Source organism: Paenibacillus sp. Root52 (assembly GCF_001426865.1).
Classification (GTDB): Bacteria; Bacillota; Bacilli; order Paenibacillales; family Paenibacillaceae; genus Paenibacillus.
Genome location: NZ_LMFO01000034.1, coordinates 175970 through 195820, shown reverse-complemented (window position 1 = coordinate 195820; position 19851 = coordinate 175970). Strand labels below are relative to the sequence as shown.

At 48.9% G+C, this 19851-nt stretch carries 17 protein-coding genes; 9 read left to right on the top strand and 8 right to left on the bottom strand.

Features of this window, described 5'->3' with window-relative positions:
• Positions 1–81 precede the first annotated feature (81 nt).
• From ASD24_RS29620 to ASD24_RS29605, 4 genes are all read left to right on the top strand, one after another.
• Complete coding sequence (locus tag ASD24_RS29620; protein WP_056704060.1) at positions 82–1113, top strand: ribonucleotide-diphosphate reductase subunit beta; 1032 nt, start codon at positions 82–84, stop codon at positions 1111–1113.
• A 409-nt stretch (positions 1114–1522) separates the two neighbouring features.
• A complete protein-coding gene (locus tag ASD24_RS29615) occupies positions 1523–2500 on the top strand; it encodes an SMI1/KNR4 family protein (protein ID WP_235540967.1) in 978 nt (325 codons plus the stop codon).
• A 23-nt stretch (positions 2501–2523) separates the two neighbouring features.
• Positions 2524–2874 carry an immunity 51 family protein gene (locus tag ASD24_RS31270; protein WP_056704054.1) on the top strand — a complete coding sequence of 117 codons (351 nt, stop codon included), beginning with the start codon at positions 2524–2526 and terminating at the stop codon, positions 2872–2874.
• A gap of 20 nt (positions 2875–2894) precedes the next feature.
• Complete coding sequence (locus ASD24_RS29605) at positions 2895–3929, top strand: phosphotransferase family protein (RefSeq protein WP_056704051.1); 1035 nt, start codon at positions 2895–2897, stop codon at positions 3927–3929.
• A 218-nt stretch (positions 3930–4147) separates the two neighbouring features.
• Here the strand turns inward: ASD24_RS29605 and ASD24_RS29600 are convergent, their stop codons facing one another.
• Together ASD24_RS29600 and fosB are read right to left on the bottom strand one after the other, a co-directional pair.
• Complete coding sequence (locus ASD24_RS29600; protein ID WP_056704047.1) at positions 4148–5959, bottom strand: S9 family peptidase; 1812 nt, start codon at positions 5957–5959, stop codon at positions 4148–4150.
• A 260-nt stretch (positions 5960–6219) separates the two neighbouring features.
• Positions 6220–6642 (bottom strand): metallothiol transferase FosB, encoded by a 423-nt coding sequence (gene fosB, locus ASD24_RS29595; protein ID WP_056704044.1) that lies wholly within the window; start codon positions 6640–6642, stop codon positions 6220–6222.
• Between the two features lie 198 nt (positions 6643–6840).
• Here fosB and ASD24_RS29590 point away from each other — a divergent pair, with 198 nt between their 5' ends.
• The 4 genes from ASD24_RS29590 to ASD24_RS29575 all read left to right on the top strand — a co-directional run bounded on the left by ASD24_RS29590 (position 6841) and on the right by ASD24_RS29575 (position 13093).
• Positions 6841–7740: a glucose 1-dehydrogenase gene (locus tag ASD24_RS29590; RefSeq protein WP_056704042.1), complete on the top strand. Its 900-nt coding sequence runs from the start codon at positions 6841–6843 to the stop codon at positions 7738–7740.
• 395 nt (positions 7741–8135) lie between these two features.
• A complete protein-coding gene (locus tag ASD24_RS29585) occupies positions 8136–9746 on the top strand; it encodes a gamma-glutamyltransferase family protein (protein WP_056704039.1) in 1611 nt (536 codons plus the stop codon).
• A gap of 657 nt (positions 9747–10403) precedes the next feature.
• Positions 10404–11411 carry a BMP family lipoprotein gene (locus ASD24_RS29580; protein WP_056704037.1) on the top strand — a complete coding sequence of 336 codons (1008 nt, stop codon included), beginning with the start codon at positions 10404–10406 and terminating at the stop codon, positions 11409–11411.
• A gap of 29 nt (positions 11412–11440) precedes the next feature.
• Entirely contained in the window at positions 11441–13093 is a 1653-nt protein-coding gene (locus ASD24_RS29575; protein ID WP_056704035.1) for a methyl-accepting chemotaxis protein, read from the top strand.
• A 506-nt stretch (positions 13094–13599) separates the two neighbouring features.
• Here the strand turns inward: ASD24_RS29575 and ASD24_RS29570 are convergent.
• From ASD24_RS29570 to ASD24_RS29555, 4 genes are all read right to left on the bottom strand, one after another.
• Positions 13600–15267 carry an NAD(P)H-hydrate dehydratase gene (locus tag ASD24_RS29570; RefSeq protein WP_056704030.1) on the bottom strand — a complete coding sequence of 556 codons (1668 nt, stop codon included), beginning with the start codon at positions 15265–15267 and terminating at the stop codon, positions 13600–13602.
• Positions 15268–15349: 82 nt separating this feature from the next.
• Complete coding sequence (locus ASD24_RS29565; protein ID WP_056704028.1) at positions 15350–15982, bottom strand: NAD(P)-dependent oxidoreductase; 633 nt, start codon at positions 15980–15982, stop codon at positions 15350–15352.
• A 472-nt stretch (positions 15983–16454) separates the two neighbouring features.
• Positions 16455–16868, bottom strand: coding sequence for a GNAT family N-acetyltransferase (locus tag ASD24_RS29560; RefSeq protein ID WP_056704025.1), 414 nt, complete (start codon positions 16866–16868; stop codon positions 16455–16457).
• A 33-nt stretch (positions 16869–16901) separates the two neighbouring features.
• Positions 16902–17192 (bottom strand): hypothetical protein, encoded by a 291-nt coding sequence (locus ASD24_RS29555; RefSeq protein ID WP_156395588.1) that lies wholly within the window; start codon positions 17190–17192, stop codon positions 16902–16904.
• 82 nt (positions 17193–17274) lie between these two features.
• On the opposite strand from ASD24_RS29555, the gene ASD24_RS29550 reads away from it, so the two are divergent.
• Entirely contained in the window at positions 17275–18174 is a 900-nt protein-coding gene (locus ASD24_RS29550; RefSeq protein WP_056704020.1) for a hypothetical protein, read from the top strand.
• Positions 18175–18439: 265 nt separating this feature from the next.
• Here ASD24_RS29550 and ASD24_RS29545 read toward each other — a convergent pair whose 3' ends face one another.
• On the bottom strand, positions 18440–18682 hold the full coding sequence (locus ASD24_RS29545) for a YezD family protein (protein ID WP_056704017.1): 243 nt from the start codon (positions 18680–18682) through the stop codon (positions 18440–18442).
• Positions 18683–18872: 190 nt separating this feature from the next.
• Positions 18873–19748, bottom strand: a complete 876-nt coding sequence (gene cysW / locus ASD24_RS29540; RefSeq protein WP_056704014.1) for a sulfate ABC transporter permease subunit CysW — start codon at positions 19746–19748, stop codon at positions 18873–18875.
• Positions 19749–19851: the final 103 nt, after the last annotated feature.

The window sequence follows — 19851 nt, the reverse complement described above, 5'->3', positions numbered from 1 at the left end:
TTTTTTGCCTAAATACGATCACAACATCATTTTCGATGTTGATATAGATAAGTTGAAATTCATTCAAGGAGTGAACGGATTATGCAAGTACAGAAAATTTTCAATACCGAAGCCCCTAACCAATCGACACGTATCATTGAAGGCGAATGCTCAGGGATCTTGAACTGGAACGACATTCGTATGCCTCACATGTACAAACTGTACAAAGTGTTATTGCTTAACCACTGGATTGCGGACGAAATTCCGATGTCCAAAGATGCTTCCCAGTTTGCTCAACTGGAAGAGGAAGAGAAACGTACATTTAAAATTAACATCTCCCTACTCGCTGTTCTTGATTCCATGCAAACCATGTTTGTTGGTGATGTTAAACGTTATTTTACCGATTCTTCACTTGAAGCGATCTCTGCAATCATTGGACAACAAGAGGTTGTTCACAACCAATCGTACTCTTACGTTCTGTCTTCCATCGTATCTGATCAGGAGCAAAAAGAAATCTTCGAATACTGGAAGCATGATCCGGTATTGCTGGATCGTAACCGGTTTATCGCTGACATCTATCAGAGCTTCCGGGATGAGCCGTCTCCACAGACGTTCTTCCAAGCGATGGTTGCCGATCTGATCCTTGAAGGTATCTTCTTCTATAGTACATTCGCCTTCTTCTACAATCTGGCCCGTGACCAGAAAATGATGGCGACAAGTCAAATGATCTCTTATATTCAGCGTGATGAGAACCAACACTGCTACTTCTTCGCAGAAGTGTACAAGCAACTGTTGGTCGACTTCCCAGAACTGAACACACCAGAGAACATGGAATACGTCTACAAAACGATTGACCGTGCGGTTGAGCTCGAAACCAACTGGGCACACTACACCCTCAGCAACGTTCGCGGCATTGACCTGAATGAGCTGGAAGATTACATCAAGTACATCGCTAACAAACGTCTGCGTCTGATGGGTATGGAAAAAGCCTACGAAGGCGTTGATGTGAACTGCATGCCTTGGATCAAACCATTCTCCGATGAAGCACTGAATGCAACCAAAACAGACTTCTTCGAAGCTAAATCCCGTAACTACGGTAAAGTCGGCGACGACAACGGATTTGACGATCTGTAAGAGATAGTTTAAAAAGTTCACTTTTGATTACGAAACATGCCTAATTGGCATGATCAGCATCGAATATGGAATTCACCCGAAATGTCCGTTGCTCACGTAGCTCTACCTACGTTCCGCTACTCCATTTTTAGCTTTATTCCATCTTCTCGGTACTGAAAACCGACCTTTTTAAACCTGATCTTTATGAGTTAGTTCAAAAAGTTCGCTTTTGATTACCAAACATGCCTAGTGGCATGATCAGCATCGAATATGGAATTCACCCAAATATCCCTAACGGCATTACCAAAACACTCTCTCGGTGGAAGCCTTCACGGCTGTCTGCTGACGGGAGTGTTTTTTTGACTTTAGACCTTGTACAATATACATATACAAATTAAGGAATACTCCGCATTTATAGAGATGAGGTGTAATGATGGAAAGAGAACTGCTGGAACAACTGAACATCTGGCATGAACAGGACGAGTACAATCGCATTATAGAGCATATTCAAAATATCCCGGAATCTGACCGGAGTTATGAGCTAGTTGGTCAACTGGCGAGAGCTTATAACAATACGGGACGATACCGTGAAGCGATTGAGCAGTTACTATCTGTTCATGAGCAAGGAGCCTATGATCCGCTCTGGCAATACCGCTTAGGGTACGCATATGCTTATATTGCGAGTTACGAAAAAGCATTGCTGGCTTTTGAGCGAGGGAACGAGCTATTGCCACATGACGATTCTACGCTGGAATTCCTCGAAATGCTCAGACCCAAAGCGGAAAAGATGCAACAAGACCTGCAACGCTATGAGGCGGAACGAGATGAATGGGAACGTCGCGGGACATTGAATCACCTCAGAGCCGCGTCTGGAACCTACACTCCTGCAACATTCTGGGAGCAGAGCGATTATGCAACAGATAACCATGTCTCCGAGCCTTTCGATGAGGAAATGATTGTATCGATTGAGCGGGAATTAGGGTACAAGCTACCTGCTTCCTACATTCAACTGATGCACACCCAGAATGGTGGCGTTCCAACGCTCACTGCATTTCCTACCCAAGAAGAAACTTCCTGGGCAGAGGATCATATTGCGATTACAAGCATCTCGGGCATTGGGCGGGTTAAAATGTACTCCCTAGGCGGGGAATTTGGAAGCCGGTTCATGATTGAAGATTGGGGATACCCTGATCTCGGAATCGTTATCTGTGATTGTCCATCGGCGGGCCACGATGTCGTGATGCTGGATTATCGGTTCTGTGGCCCGGAGGGTGAGCCCTGTGTAGTTCATGTCGATCAAGAGGATGACTATGAGATTACATACCTGGCTGCTAATTTTGAAGCATTTGTGCATGGGCTGGTTGATCCCGATACATTCGAAATCGATGAAGACGAACAAGATAGCTAACATATCTTCGAGGAGGGCAGCTAATGCCATCAACACTAGAAAAAGAACTTGCGCCGTTTATATTTATTGATGCACAGACCGGCTCCTATTCTGTTATTTTGAATGTAGGTACGTATAAGCAAGAGGTCTTCGAATCACGTGCTGACGAAGGCTTCGAGGGCAATGGTTACGATTGGGCTTCCCTAGCAGCCGTGTTTCTTGAAGAAAAAATGCCCGAGTTAGTAGCCGTAATTCATTTCGATCCTGAAGCCGACATGTTCTGTGTCTACTCGGATAACAAGGATGCACTTATAACGTTCACCCGAGGGTTCAAACAGGCCTGTGAACAGCATGATCTCATTCATGACCTGTTCTCTAGAGCTGAACTGGACTAAGGAGTAGTCAGGAGGTTTCTATGACAACTCGTATTTATTTTGCCACCAATATACTTGGGGAAGTAGCAGAGAAGGATTTACAGAAGGCGCTAGACAACTTCAACCTCGGCACACTCATCCATTACCGCCGAACGGCTGAAGGGGTTATGGGACAGACATTGCATATTCACACTTCTCAGGGTGAATACATCCTCAAAGGCAATCCGTTATATAACGGACAGCTTCAGGAGGAACGGTTTTTCGTAGAGAAGCTAGCAGAGCACACCACAATTCCTGTCCCTATCCCCTATCTGATTCATGAGGAGACCGAACTTCTTGGTTGGAGTTATGCCATTATGCCAGAATTACCGGGACAGCATCTGCATGATCCTGCCTTGCAAGCAACACTAAGCTCAGACGAGGAACAGCAGATTGCCAGGATGCTGGCACATACACTCGCCGAACTCCACCACTGGAAGGTGCCTAATGCAGGAGAATATGATCCGGTGGCTGAGCGAATTGTACCTTTTGCAGGAACGTATTCGGACTGGCTATATGGCACGATAGACTACTGGTTACAGGATGCTACCCAATATTCTAGCATTACCGATGAGGATATAGACTGGGTCGACGAGCAGCTAAATGAGGCTAGGTCTGCTTTTGAATCCATGTCGGTCTATAGCTTTGTCATGGGTGATTATAAGTCCGAGAATCTGGTAATGGAGAAACAGCAGAAGGCTCCTTATGAATGGCAGATTAGTGGTTTATTCGATTTTACAACATCGTATTTTGGAGATGGCACCGCCGATCTGACCAAAATAACGGCTATGTATCTGCGTGAACATAAGCCTGAGCTAGCTCAAAAATTTCTATGTACTTACCGTCAGCAGGTCTGTGCCGAGGATGTGAAACGGTGCCAGCATTTTGCTGAACGACTGCGAATCCATCTTCTATATCAGCGCATATTGGTATGGGGTGAAGCCAAAGCAACCCAACAAGTCACTTGGGATGCAGATCTACCTTTTGCCACATGGGCACAGCAGTATATTGACTCGGTTATTGCCCTGCTGGACTAATATGGCTATATGCTGACAGCATAAGGTTAGTAATAGGTCTGGAAAAATAAATGTGAAAAACCGACAGAACGTTGAGAGACTCTCACGTCCTGCCGGTTTTTTAAATGGATCTATTTTGCTAGGAGCTTAAAGTTAGAAGTGTTGCTCCTGTTCTACTTTCTCTTGTACTCTTACTTGTACTGTTACGTTTCCTTGCCAATGTACAAGTCCGTCCAGGATTAACCTTGCTGTACCGGGGCTTCCTGATGTTTCTGTAGGAACTCCAGCATGCGCCGATACACGAGAATTTCATTCTCTTTTCTGGAGAAGCCATGTCCCTCATCATCCAACACTAAATACTCGACGTCCAGACCCTTCTTCTGCAATGCCTCCACGATCTGATCCGACTCTGCCTTCACGACTCGAGGATCATTAGCCCCCTGGATGACCAACATCGGGTTCACCATCTGATCCAGATAGGTAATTGGCGAATCTTTGGTTAAGCGTTCACGATCACGCTCGGCATCACCTAACCACTTCTCCATCACGGGTTTCCAATCCTCAGGGACGGATTCCAGGAATGTGAACAGGTTACTTGGGCCAAAAATATCAACGGCTGCTCGGAACAGTTCTGGATGGCGACCTGCGAGAAGCAAGGTCATGTAACCCCCATAACTGCCACCTACAACAAACAGACGGTCTGGTGAGGAGATGTTCTGATCGAACAGCCATTGAATCCCCGCAACACAATCCAGTCTTGGCCCTTCGCCCCAATCTCGTTCAACCATCTTGATAAATTCAGCTCCATAACCGGAACTCCCCCGGAAATTAGGTGCAAAAATATGGTATCCCTGAGCTAACATCATCTGGAACATCGGACGGAAAAACTTCGACTCCGAGGCTTGAGGCCCTCCGTGCGGCCAAAATACCGTATATCCGTTCGCCAGTTCTGGCTTAGCCTTGAACAACAAAGCTTCGATCTCCAGCCCATCATACGAGTTATAGCGGATCACGTCTGGATACACCAGATCATCAGTACTCAGCCCAGTCACCCGATTATTGGTCAGGGGTTCCCAAGAATCGCTCCCCGCAGGTAATCGATAGATGTTATGTGGCTGAATAGCTCCACGTCCAAGGATATATAGGTTACCTGATTTGCTCACGGTCGCCTGCGCGATCGTATCTAAAGGCATGTCCACCCGCCGAGGCGCAGCGTCCTGTTTGCCCATGATGTACATCCGGTTTTCCGTGCCCGTAAGTGTCCATAGGTATAAAGTTTCGGTTTCTTTGTGCCAACGAAATCTCTCAACATCTTCACCTTCAATTTTACAAACCGGACGGAATTCACGCGTATCTAGATCATACTCCGCAACATAGGAATACGGCTCGTTATCATTGGTGAGCATCAATAGACGTTTATGATCCACATAGATGACAAAAGGTACCTGACTCTGCCGCTCTGACACAGGTAAAATGTCCTCGATCTCACCATCTCGATGCAGATGCGCTGTCTGATATGTATTGGAGTACATTTTCACAATGACAAAGCTCTTCTCATCTGGACTCACCGCAGCCAGGCTGTTAGACACCTCTTCCCCGCTATGGAGCAATATATCCTCGCCCGTAGCAAGATCAAGACGATGAGAATTCAGATAATTCGGATTGCCAGCACTCGTAAAATAGTACAGACGCTCCCCATCTTCGGATAGATGAGCAAAGTAACAGCGGTCATTCGGCTCTGCAGGTACTACCGGCTTCGGTACCCCGCCCTCTGGCGGAATGGCATATAAGTGATAACTCTCGTTGCCATCACGATCAAATGCAGTTAAGATATAACGCCCCAGTGGATCGGGCTTGATAAACATGCTGCTCTGATTCAAGTATGTCAGCGGATAAGGAAACCCTCCCGGCAGATCCATCGCCCAGATATTGGGCTGACCATTCAGGTTGCTGTCAAAATACAAACGTGTCTCATCACTGGATACGGCAAAATGGGTAATCCGGTAGGACTGAAAATATTGCTCTACATCTGGTTTAGGAAATTCAATCATGAGAAACCTCCTTGGAATGTTTACACATTGAGATTGAGATCGAACATTGACATGTGCAACTAGTTTCATGTGGCATGGAAAGTATTTAACAGTGGTAAAATAAGGTGATAGATTCCATATTATAGGTGAACCTATGACTTACACAATAGATATGTAAGCTATTTTCAATCCAGTTCTTCTAGATGTAATCCCTATATGTCTTTATCAAGTTGTAAATGAAATCCTACTTGAGTGTTGGAGCTTAAGTATTGGATGTTCAATTATTCCGTATAAAAGGTCATATGTGGTTTGTCCTCACGGTAATATTCCAGCCTGCGCTGCAGGTTACCGGTGTGTAGTTCGAACAGATGCCCATCGAGATCCGTAAAATAAACGGATAATGCGTCCCTCTTATCCCTCGGTCTACCTAGTAGAATGTTCGCACCCGCTTCACGCAACTGTTGTACGGATGCATCAAAATCCTCTTCTGTAACGGTAAAAGCAATATGTGTATACGTTTGTTCAGTATAATTGCGAATGACATCTTCTTGATTCAAAGCGATCCACAAGCCTGCCAGCTCAAAATAGGCTAGCTTACGTCCCTTCACCTGAATGCGAGCACCAAGCGCCCGCTCATAGAATGTTATGGATTTTTCGAGATTGGATACAGAAAAGCACAGATGGTTAATCCCTTGAATGTTCATTGACACCTGACACCTCCATCGTATGATCAACATCTCATCTTACACTTCATGTGTGGAGCTATATGGAATGAGTGGATATCCTTATTATGGTATATTCCGCATGTAAAAAACAAATGATTCCTGATCAATACCGCACCTTCCTCTGGGCGGATGCATAGGTTAGCCGTATCAATGAACGTTCGAGGAGGATGTACATTCATGAATCCCGTCTATCCTTTTTATGGTGAGAAAACGGTATGTAAAGAACAAAAGCTAGCTTTTCCACCCCAGCATCAGGATCAACAGCCCGGTCTAGAAACCTTAATGGTACCCGAACCGATCAGCGAAGATCCCGCTTATATTGGCAGCTGCAAATTAGAAGGCAAAGTGGCCATTATTACGGGTGGCGATAGTGGGATTGGAAGAGCGACAGCTATTGCTTTTGCCAAAGAAGGTGCAGACATCGTCATTGCTTATCTATATGAACGAACCGATGCCGAGAGGACCCGTGAACGAATTGAGGAATTGGGGCAGCGTTGTCTGCTGATTGAGATTGATCTCAGGCTAAAAAAGAACTGCGAAGCGGTCATTCGCACAACGATGGAAACGTTCGGGAAAATTGATGTTTTGGTCAATAACCATGGGGTGCAGTATGTACAGCCTAGCATTGTCGATATTACAGAGGAACAGCTCTACCATACATTTCAAACGAATGTGTTTGCCTACTTTTTTCTGATCCAAGCAGCTCTCCCCTATCTATGCAAAGGCGCATCGATCATTAATACAGCTTCTATTACAGCGTACAAAGGTAACGTGCAGTTAATTGACTACTCTTCCACCAAAGGAGCGGTCGTCTCGCTGACCCGTGTACTCTCTCAATCGCTCGCTCCACAAGGGATTCGCGTGAATTCTGTTGCCCCGGGGCCGATCTGGACACCGCTCATTCCTGCCAGCTTCTCTGCTGAGGATGTGCAAGTATTTGGGACAGATACACCAATGGGTCGGGCTGGTCAGCCCTACGAGCTTGCGGCTGCCTATGTCTACCTTGCATCCCGTGATTCCTCCTATGTTACTGGTGAGTGCATTCATGTGAACGGCGGCGATATGGTTACCACATAAGGTTTCCCGTAGGCAAAAATTATCCGCGCCGCATGTCTAGCCACTCCAGATTTGTAGGCGGAAAACGATGTACTCAGAGCTGAACGAGGTGTAACAATAGAATAAAGTGAGATCATCTTATTACAAATGAGGTAAATTGGATTCACCGTATGTAGCTCATTCATTTGATAAGGATAAATGCTGTGTAATGCGTGATGGGAGCTGTGCGCATTGCACAGCTTTTGGTTGTGCGTATAGGACATGCTACAGCTGTACTTCTGGCACGCTGTAACGTTGATGTGAGAGTGAATTTGGCTTCATCAGCAGGATATCCCTTGTTCCGTTGCGAAGAGGGTTAGGAGTAATTATTCGGTTATACCGGAACCTGACATCTTGTGACAAGGAGCTGACGTCTGATGCATTTTGATCCACTCTATCAACCGTTTCCCTCTTACCGTGTACCTGTCTATGCCAAACAAGGCATGGTTGCCACATCGCAGCCCCTCGCTTCACAGGCTGGTCTTGAAATATTGAAAAAAGGCGGCAATGCCATTGATGCCGCCATAGCAACTGCGGCAGCACTCACCGTGCTGGAGCCAACCTCCAATGGCATTGGAGGCGATGCCTTTGCCCTCGTCTGGACAGAGGGCAAGCTGCACGGTCTGAATGCCAGTGGTCCTGCGCCTCAGAGCATTTCGATTGAGGCGCTTCAAGCGGCAGGCCATACGGAGATGCCGAAGCTGGGCGTTATTCCGGTGACGGTGCCTGGCGCACCGGCGGGTTGGGCTGAGCTAAGCCGTCGTTTCGGACGGCTCACGCTGGCGGAAGCGCTGGAACCTGCCATCCGCTATGCGGAGGAAGGTTATCCGCTTGCGCCAGGGCTGGCCCGTCACTGGGCACGGGCAGCCGACATCTATGCACGCCAGGGGGATGCCGAAGCAGGGCGTGCGTGGTTTGAGACATTTGCTCCGGGCGGGCGCGTACCCGCCGTTGGAGAGATGTGGCGCTCGCCGGATCATGCGGCAACATTGCGCCGAATTGGCGAGAGCGAAGCGCGAGACTTTTATGAAGGAGATCTGGCGGAGCGCATCCATAACTTTATAGCAGAGCATGGTGGCTATCTGACGAAAGAGGATCTTGCGGCGTTCAAGCCAGAGTGGGTTGATCCAATCTCGGTCTCGTATCGGGGATACGATGTATGGGAGATTCCACCGAATGGTCAGGGATTGATTGCTCTTGCAGCGCTCAACCTGTTGAAAGGGTATGACTTTGACGAGAAGGAATCTGTTCTCGGTTATCATCGACAACTTGAAGCGATAAAGTTGGCTTTTGCCGATGGAGAGAAGTACATTACGGAAGAACGCAAAATGGGCGTAACGGTGGAAGAGCTGTTGTCCGATGCCTACGCGGAAGAACGGCGCAAACTCATTGGTGATACAGCACGCGTACCGGAAGCAGGTGATCCACGCTCAAGCGGAACGGTATACCTCGCGACAGTCGATGGTGAGGGTAATATGGTTTCCTTTATTCAGAGTAACTACATGGGCTTTGGCTCAGGACTCGTTGTACCGGGTACAGGCATTGCGCTGCAAAACCGCGGGCATAATTTCTCACTGGATGCGACTCATGCGAATGCACTAGAGCCTGGCAAACGAACGTACCATACCATTATTCCAGGCTTTCTCACGCGGGGTAATGAAGCGGTTGGGCCATTTGGTGTCATGGGTGGGTTCATGCAGCCGCAAGGTCATGTGCAGGTCGTGATGAACACGGTCGATTACCACCTGAATCCGCAGGCCGCACTGGATTCCCCTCGCTGGCAGTGGACCAAAGGCAAAACCATTCTTGTAGAACCGGACTTCCCGCAGCATATTGCACAAGCACTCGCCCGTAAAGGGCATGATATCCAGGTGCAGGTCGATCCGTCTCAGTTCGGTCGTGGTCAGATCATCTGGCGTAACCCAGACAATGGTGTATTATGCGGAGGAACGGAAAGTCGAGCAGATGGAACCATTGCCGCGTGGTAGACTTGCGTCGAACATTCGCTGTGTTCGTGATAGAGGATATGGATGAATGTGAGAAGATGAGTCGGCATCTCCATATGGTCCTAATGGGATATGCTTGCACTGCTGTAGTCATTCATTATGCTGTATAACACATGGCACATCATGTTCATTAGGCAAACTTTCAATCAGAGCCAAGTAGAGATGATTCATATGATCTCTACTTGGTTTTTTTCGTTTTCCTGGGGCGTCTCTTATCACTCCGAATGGAGCATATTTTGTCAGAATTACGTTACAGGGAAGAAACTATTTTGCAAGCGTATCGGGTTATGTCTAGAGAACGTGACGCAGCAAGCAGCAAACGGGTGGCGGAAGATATCTTTAAATGAGATGTAAGACACTCGCTAGTTTTACATCAGCAAACAACTTGTATAAGCGTATATACATATGGTTACGTCAAGAAATGTAAATTGAATGTTTAATTCATGAAATTAGGTTATATTTTCGTAAATTTTCAGCACCTACCATAAAACACAGTGCATCTCTATCCGATATAGATAAGGGGAAATACTCCCTACCTATATTATTTTTTTGCAATATCTCTCGGCTAGATGTTTTTCCTATGTGTTCAAGAAGACACTACAATCAAACTTTGTCATGACAGAAATGAGGGTATCACACATGAAAACAAACCATACCACCCGCGTAAGGCTCACCATGATTCTAATCCTAATGGTGTTCATTCTGGGAGCTTGCTCAGCAAATCCTAAATCAACGGCAACGGAAACCAGAACGAAGGTTGGCATCGTGATGACGGAAGTTGGTCTGGGCGATCGCTCCTTCAATGATGCTGCCTTTGATGGGCTTGTTCGAGCGAGGGATGAGAATAGCATTGTCTTTGACTATCGTGAACCTAATGAGAAGCTGACTGCTGAAGCTTCCTTTGAACAATTGGCAGAAGCCAAATTCGACCTGATTATCGGTCTTAGCGATACCATTCAAGCCGATATGGAGAAAGTAGCGACGAAGTATCCTGATCAGCAATTCCTGCTGATTGACAGTCAGTCCGAACTGCCCAACATCGCCTCCATCTCGTTCCGGGCAGAAGAAGGCAGTTATCTCGCAGGTATTATTGCCGGGATGGCGACCACTGAAGATCATGTTGGCTTCTTAGGCGGCATGGAGATTCCTGTGCTTCGCAATTTTGAGCAGGGCTTCGAGCAAGGCGTACTCGCTGCCAACCCGGATGCGAAGGTAGATATTATTTACGCTGGAGACTTTGGAAATGCCAAACTGGGTGAGGAACTTGCTGCACAACTGATCCAGGACAATGGTGCTGATGTGATCTATGTGGCTGCTGGCTTAACAGGGGTCGGTGCACTCACGGAGATTCAGAAATTGGGGAAATACGCGATTGGCGTAGACACAGATCAATTCTTTTTGGCGGAAAAAGCGATTCTGACATCGATGTTGAAAAATGTGGATGTATCCATCTACAATGCTGTGCACACATTCATTCAAAATAAGCACACCTTCCCTCAAAAGGAAATTGTCGAGGGTCTGGCTGAGAACGCCGTAGGCCTGACCGCTCTACATAATATCACGCTCAGTGATGAAGAGCAGCAAACCTTCGAGGATCTGAAAACTCAGATCTCATCCGGCCAAATCAAAATTAAGCTGGATCAATAACTCAAGCGGATTCGAGGAGGTACGCACATATGAAATTACAGGGAAAACTATTACTTAACGCTCTAATCTCACTACTTCTATGCCTTGCGCTGGTAGCTTATATCATTATGGAATTGCTTGGCATGAATGCTAAAAATCAAAATTTAGTACCTGCCATGCTCAAGGTTAGTGAGCTTAATGCCAATCAGATTCAGATCCAGCAGGCGCTGGATGTCTATTCGTTCTCCATGACGGCTGGTAATCAGGATGCGGTCATCCGTTTGCTTGAAGATGGCCAAACGATGATTCAGGAGCTTACGGACGGATTGCTGGAAACGGATCGGCAGCTTGAACTTATTCAGACGATCCAAACAAAATTAGCAACACTTAGTCAGGGTGCCACTGAAGCAATGAGCAGTATGAACAGTGCGGAAGCCAAACGCTACAGCACCCGGGTTCGAGGCATACAGAATGATATCTATATGTTGGATGACATTACCCGAGAACGGTACGATCAATATACCGTAGAACTGGAACGTAACATTCAGCAAACGTGGCAGGTCGCTCTCGGCGGTGCCATCGTATTGCTCATTGCAGTCATGCTGTTCAATATGTACACTTCACGCCAGATCGCCAAGCGTATCGGTACGTTAAAAGTCGCTGCTGGGCAAATTGCCGACGGCGACCTGACGGGACAATTACCCGAAGCCAAAGGCAAAGATGAGCTTGATGACCTCAGTCGCTCCTTCCGCCTAATGACCAGCAATATTCGCGGAATCATTCAATCGATCGGTACAGCCGGGAATCGTGTCGATCAAATGGCACAAGATATCGATCGTGGCAATGATACGTCACAGGCGATTGTGCAACAAGTCTCTCGTACCACCGAAGAGCTGTCGATTGGCAGCCAGAAAATTGCGGAGGACTTGAGCGAAACCGTGATGGTCGTGGACAAGATGCAACACACCTTCAATAGCAACCTAGAGGCCACTTCCCAATCAGCTATAGATGGCCGCGAGGTGTTAAATACGGTTGAGGAAGGCAATAAGGCGATCGCCGAACAACTCCGCCTCGCTGAAGTGAATCGTCTGGCGATGTCTGAGGTGGAACAGACGGTATTAGAACTGGAAGAAAGCGCCGAGCGCATCACCACCATGACTGGATACGTCTCGGAAATCGCGAAGCAGACGACGCTTCTATCGTTGAATGCCTCCATTGAGGCGGCTCGGGCAGGTGAAGCTGGACGTGGGTTTGCCGTTGTCGCCAATGAGGTAAACAAGCTCGCCGAGCAGTCCGCACAGTCGGTGAAACAGATCTATGCGGCTGTGGATGAGATCACGACATCTATGGAGAAGGTCAAGGGCTCTGTGGCACAGAGCATGCAGCTCTTTGCTCAGCAGGAAGAGGCTACTGGACAGACGCGGAAATCCTTCGCTGCGATTCGCCAGAGTGCAGAGCGTATCAGTACAGGTATCCACCAGCTTGCCGAGGAGATGCAGCATTCGAATGAACTTAGTTCCCAAGTGCAGCATGCCATCGAAAACATCAGTGCCATCACCGAGCAATCGGCTGCGAGCAGTGAAGAGATTACGGCCTCTACGACGGAGCAACAGCGCTCCTTCGCTGAAGCAAGCCTCAAGGTGAAATCGCTCCGTGAGATCAGTGCAGAGATGCATGAGGAGTTGCAACGGTTTCGTTTATAGGTAGGCGTCAATAGATAGGCTTCGATAGGTAGGCGCTACATTAGAGGTCGGTAAAGTAAGTGTATTTGGTACTGCTGGGTAGATAGCTTGGTAGTTTGAAGCGTACCTTTCGGATTGGTTCTATGTGTGGAGTTAAACATTGAGGTTGAAGATTAGGGTGAACGAGCAGGTTGAATGTAAAGTTGGATGGCAAGCTTGTTTAAGTTAGGTTCTTCTGATCGTGATTTGGCTTGGTTTAGTGTAGGCTGGGTAAGCTGTGTTCGTTAGAAGTATTTGCGTATATGGTTGAACAATGGAAAACCTCCCGTTTCTCTTGATGAGAGAGACGGGAGGTTTTTAAGTTTTATTTGCGTTTGTTTACGGTTTGTTGATGGAGATTGGCCGTGTAATCCGGTTGGTTGCTGGTGTGATGCCCGTACGATAGGAGATATTATCGCACCCAGCGTGTGTTTGTGCCTGACCTCCCTTGTCCATGAAGCAGGGCAACGTGTGCTGGGAAATAGACATCACAGTGCGTCGATAATATCTCCCGCGAGCAGAGACGCTGGATCACCGCGGAGCAAGGCAGCTCGTTCGGCGGCTTCGCCATGCAGATATACGCCGAACGCGGCAGCCTGCTCCGCGCTAAGCCCTTGGGCGAGTAGACCGGCGATGATGCCGGTCAATACGTCACCGGCGCCGCCAGTTGCCATGCCGGCGTGTCCGGTGGTGTTAATGTACGCCTCGCCGGATGGCGTTGCGATGACCGTTCGTGCTCCCTTGAGCACAAGGGTCATGCCCTGCTCGCGGGCGTACCGTGCAGCGTGTCCAATTCGATCACGCTGCACCTCCGGGGTCGATATGCCCAGCAATCGACCCATCTCGCCAGGGTGCGGCGTCAGTATTGTCGCCGCACTTCGCTTGCCCCAGTCGCGAGGCCCATGTGGGCCAGCGTCTGCAAGCATGTTGAGGGCGTCCGCGTCAATGACGAGCGGGCGATCCGTCTGTTGCCACAGACGACGTAGCCAGTCTGTGTCGCCCTTGAAGCGACCGAGCCCGGGGCCGGTCGCAAGCACATCGCGGCTCTCCGCCAGGCGCAGCACAGCGTCTGCGGAAGCCGCGTTCCATTCGCCGCTGTCGCCATCGGCAGCGGCGGCGAGCATGAGCTCAGGCACGGTGCCGATGACATGCGGCAGTAGTGCCGCGGGCAGCGCCCATGTGGCGAGCCCGCAGCCTGCGCGCAGCGCGGCCTTCGCCGAGAGCAGGCCAGCGCCGCTCATCGGCAGACTTCCTGCGGCCAATAGTACATGGCCGTAGGTGCCCTTGTGGCCGTCCGGTGCCCGGAGACGACTAGTGTCCACGCGCAGCGCACGGCGCAGCACCTCGTCCGTCAACAGACGGACTGCGGAGGCATGCTCTGGCGCAAGCCGCGTGGGAATGCCGATGGCGCGCACCACAATGCGCCCCGCGGCAGAAGCGCCCGGGTACTGCACCAGCCCACGCTTAAGCAGCGCGAGGCATACGGTCACCCGGGCTTGAATGCAGGGCTCGAATACCTCCCCAGTGTCGGCATTCAGCCCACTTGGCACATCGGCAGACACGACAGGCTTACCGCTGTCGTTCGCCGCCTCAATCAGCGCCGCGTAAGCTCCGCACGGCGCCCCCCGCGAGCCGGTGCCCAGCAGTGCATCTACGATGCCTGTGCACCGGCTGAAGTCCACGGCTTCGCGTCCGTGGACAAGGGCAGGGATGCCAAGCTGCGCGGCGGCATCCCGTTGCACTGCGGCTTCGCCCCGCAGTGCCTCCGGTGCATCGGCGTAGACCAAAGTTACGCCGAGCCCCGCTTCAACCAAATGGCGCGCCGCCACCAGCCCGTCGCCGCCATTATTGCCCTTGCCGATCAGCATGTACCACTGCTGATCACCGGGTTGCTCCATCGCCAGCGCCGAATCGGCGGTGATATCGCCACCTCGTCCAGGCCAATCCCCGGGCCCTGTGTGCGCCCGGGTCTGTCCTCTTTTGGACTCATCCATACGCCCTGCTCTACCATGTATCTGCTCTTCCCGGCACAGCCGAATGACTTCTTCCGCAATTGCTCTTCCCGCATTCTCCATCAGGCTCGCCGCAGGAATGCCTAGTGTATGAATCGTATGCTCGTCGATGCTTCTCATCTGTTCAGCCGTAACGATGTACAACAACTCATCCCTCCCCAAGCATATTTCAAGGAATTCGTGCTCCTGTATTCTTTGTTACATTAGATGTGCTCTTTTACTACAATTAGTACGCTAACGTAAAGCGTGATTGAATAAATTGCGGATCATCCAGCTCGTCCACCAGAGCTGCTGCAAAGTCACCAATCGATATCGTGCTCTCGCCAAGGTCGTCCGTTACAACACGATTCATCCCGATTCGGAATTGACCTGTCCGTTGTCCTGTCGTAATCGTCGCTGCTGGGCTCATATACGTCCAGTTAATATCCGATTCCGCAAGGATCTCATATGCATCTGCATGAGCCTTCGCAAGCGGTTTGACTTCTTCAGGGAACCCCGGTGTGTCCATCAGCATTTCATTCGAATCCGTCAGCAAACTTCCCGCTCCGCCAACAACAACGAGACGAGCCGCTTTACCACGTCGAACACCCTCAATGAGTGAACGCGTAACTTCAAGCAACTCTTCCTCGGAGCCAAATTTCGGGCCATATGCACTCACTACCGCTTCCTGACCTGCTGTAAAATCAGCCACCTGATCTGGGTTAAGCAAATCCCCTTGTTCTACACGCAGACGCTCATGCTTCATCTCAACCTTCGATGGGTCACGAACAATCGCAGTCACTTCATGCCCACGATCCATTAACTCCCACAAGATTGTCTTCCCAATTGCTCCGGTTGCTCCAAAAATAGCTACTTTCATATCTAATCCCTCTTTTCTATATATTTCATTATGCGAACGTACCGTTATTGTGATACCTAATCTACTATTATAACCTTAAACGGCTCACGCCATCTTAAACCGAACAGCCTCGCTTGTAAACGGGGAATAGCGATGAATTCAGTCAACCCTCTGTTTTTGCCTCTTCAAGCACCCACAACCTGGAACATTCCAAGAATGATAACTAAGGTAATTCGCACAAACCGCAATAACTTAATGAAGTATACATTCGGTAATGACAAAAAAAGCCGCATATGCGGCCCCCTATAGCCTATCTATTAATTTAGCGATCGTTCATTTCAAAAGATCCAACCAGCCCATGCTGAATCACACCATGCACCAGCTCAACTTTAATGCAATCCTGCAAGTAAACAGCGGTTCTCTATTCTGTATCTGGATTACTGTGAACAGTCTCCCATGGTAACCTCACTCATTATGTATGGTGTTGAACGAGCTATCCTTCTTGTCTCCACCACATACCTTCTGATTGTGGGCTAGTATATTCGAAGCCAAACTGAGCATACAACCGATCCGCTGGAACATCCGCTAGTAGGCTCACCAGGGCACGGGCAGGTACGTTCTCTTTCAGATACTTCATGATCTCGTTCATGATCAGCTTGCCATACCCTTTTCCCTGCTCGTCTGGATGTACAACGATATCGACCACTTGATAGAAACAACCATCGTCTCCCACCACTCGTCCCATACCAATAAGCACATCATCTTGTCGCAAACACACCGCAAATAGACTATTCGGCAATCCTCGCTCAGCGCCCTCACGACTTCTCGGACTCATCCCTGCGATCTCTCGCAAAGATAAATACTCGGCTACGGCTGGTGGTGCGTGTTCAACGATAACGTGATCCATGAAATAAACCCTCCCCAATATACTAAATTACAATTACGCTCTTGTTACCTTATGCCATGATATTAACAATAACACAGGTGGAATATAAGTAGGCATTATCCATTGATAAGATAGGTCTATCAGTAACTGACCGAGCCACAACCTCCCTCGATCATCCACCTTCATCCTCCACGATCCACTAGCCATGGTCTTCCCCTGATCTACAAGTTCGCGTGCATCGTCGTAAGAATATTCTTTTCCCTTGTTTCGTTCAATCTCTTCCATAGCCGTATCATATAAACGCTGCTGCTCTTCTTCCATTCCCATCTTTCTGCTTGAACTCAACTACTTCCTGTGTAATAGTGAGAGAAGCTTATATAACCGGGATTTATGCTACGCCCAACTTTCGTACAAAGGAGGACCAACTGTGCTGCAACGTTGGATGTTTTTTCTGTTCTCATATCCAGGCTTCGTAGCCTTATTGCTCGGAATCATTGCCCTTTTCCTAGGCATATACATATGGTCTGCCACCGAAATTAGACGAAGTCGAGACCGGAGAACACAAGCGATACGAGATACATTATACATAACGACACCACTGCTCGGGCAACTCACTTTTATTGAAAATAGGCAATCTACACGCACGGAAGCTGAGCAGCACGAATTGCTTAACGCCATGCTGGCGTGTAGAACAGCAGTTAGCTTATCGCCACAGCTTCAGGATCAGATTCGTAGCTGCATTCAAGACCCCGATCCTGCGCGGCTAACCTTAATGCATAGAGCCCTAGAGCGAGAAAGCTCCAGCCTATCGGAAGAACTACGCAGCCAAACACAATCGGTGCATTGGTGGGAAGCCGTCTGGAATGTGATTCGTCCTGCGGTCGAGCCTCTTGCTGTAGCAGCATTACTGTATCTAACCGCTGATTTCATCATTGTTCAGCAAGGACTGAATCAACCGTTCTGGCATGGCTGGGCCTACGCATTGTTCTGGATTCGCTTCATTTCCCTATGTATTACGGTACTCTATGGTTATCTGCTCTTGACTAGTCCTCGCCGCGGGAAACCAGGTGCATCAGGTACCATGACCAAGGTGTTATATGCGCTCATTGCACTCTGCTCTCTGCTGCACCTTATTGGACCTGTGACCGCTCCTTACGCACTGGGCTTGCAGCTCATATTGTTTGTGTCTGGTTTTCGTCTGACAGGTACAAGTTCTCGTAGTGAACGTCCTTATGCAGGGCATACAGAGCTAGAGCCGGCAAAGGAAGCTTCTGCGGAGATTGAAGTGAATACAACGCGCAAATCGGGTACCAAAGTGGACGAGTAGCGCAGACTGGCTGGACTACATTCGCAGCTATCTATGAAACACCACGGCACAACAATAGACCGACCTATAAGGGCGGTTAATCCATATTGTCCACTATAGTCAACAAACAAAGAGAAGCTCGCATCCTGCGGCTTCTCTTTGTTTTACCCATCGTATTGCTGTTCTTCGCACGAAACAGCTCTGCTGGAGACATCTTCAACAATCTAATGATGCATTATCTCGTACATCTCCCTGCCTCCGTAACAATCCATCTCACTACCTCACGCTATCCCTTCGCACCGCTGGCATTGGAGCCGCGCAACGAACGAGGTGTGTTGTTCCGTGCAGCACCGCCGGATTTGGAGGCGCTGCTTGTCGGTGTATTTTCAAAACGCTTACGTTCCGTTCGCTCCATCTGTACAATCTGACCCTCGTGTACCACGATGTGCAGCGACCCAAACTCCATGTCATTGAGCTGTCCAGCGATTCTGTCCATCCATACCTCATCCACTTTCAACGGCTTAGCCATAGAGCCGCCTCCTCTTCTCGGGCTGTGCCCGCAATATTACTTGAACACGTACTTATATCCATCCGACTTATAAAACATTCTTATCCAACCTATATACTTGGATTATACAATATCAGGGCTTCCAGTAGCTGTCAATCGGTATTTTCCGTTAACCAGTTAAGGTTCCATTTTTATCATACTTAGCCTTCACTCATCGTTCACTCACATTCTTATGTCCCAGCCAGCTCTTGACTAGGAGCGTTGCCAGAGCAAGAATCAGCAGCAATGAAGCGACGGCGAAAGATGCCGAGAATTGATATTCGTTATACAAAATCTCGACATGCAGCGGCAGTGTGTTGGTCTCACCACGAATATGCCCAGACACGACGGATACCGCCCCGAACTCGCCCATCGCACGAGCATTACACAAAATAATACCGTAGAGCAGTCCCCACTTAATATTGGGTAACGTGACGTTCCAGAAGATCCGCCATCCCGAGGCTCCAAGCGTCACCGCCGCTTCCTCTTCACGGGTTCCCTGATCCTCCATGAGCGGGATTAATTCCCTTGCCACGAAGGGGAACGTGATGAACAGTGTCGCCAGCACAATGCCTGGCAGTGCAAAAATTATTTTGATATCATGCTCAGCCAGCCATGGGCCGAACCAACCATTAGAGCCAAACACCAATACAAAGATCAACCCGCCGACAACGGGAGAAATGGAGAAAGGAAGGTCGATTAACGTGATCATGATTCCTTTACCCCGGAACTGGAACTTCGTAATGACCCAAGCTGCTGCCACACCAAATATCGTATTGAGTGGCACCGTAATTGCTGCAACGAGCAGCGTCAGCTTCAGAGCAGACATCGCATCAGGCTCGGTCAGAGCGGCGATATAGACTCCCCATCCTTGCTTCAATGCCTCCATTAAGACGATGACCAGTGGCAAAATAAGCAACCACAACAATACTAGACCTGCCAGTCCAATTAACAGCCATTTGACCCAAGGAGCCTCCGTGGTTGCACGGTTTGGCCCAGGGCCACTTGGTATGCGCGAAGCAGGACTCAGCGGAACAGAACCCGCCATACGCTGCACCTCCTTCAGTGGGATAAGTGAAAAGCTACCATCAGATAACAACCTATTGAATGCCTAGATATTCCCGCGGCTCTTGCACACGGTGGATATAGCA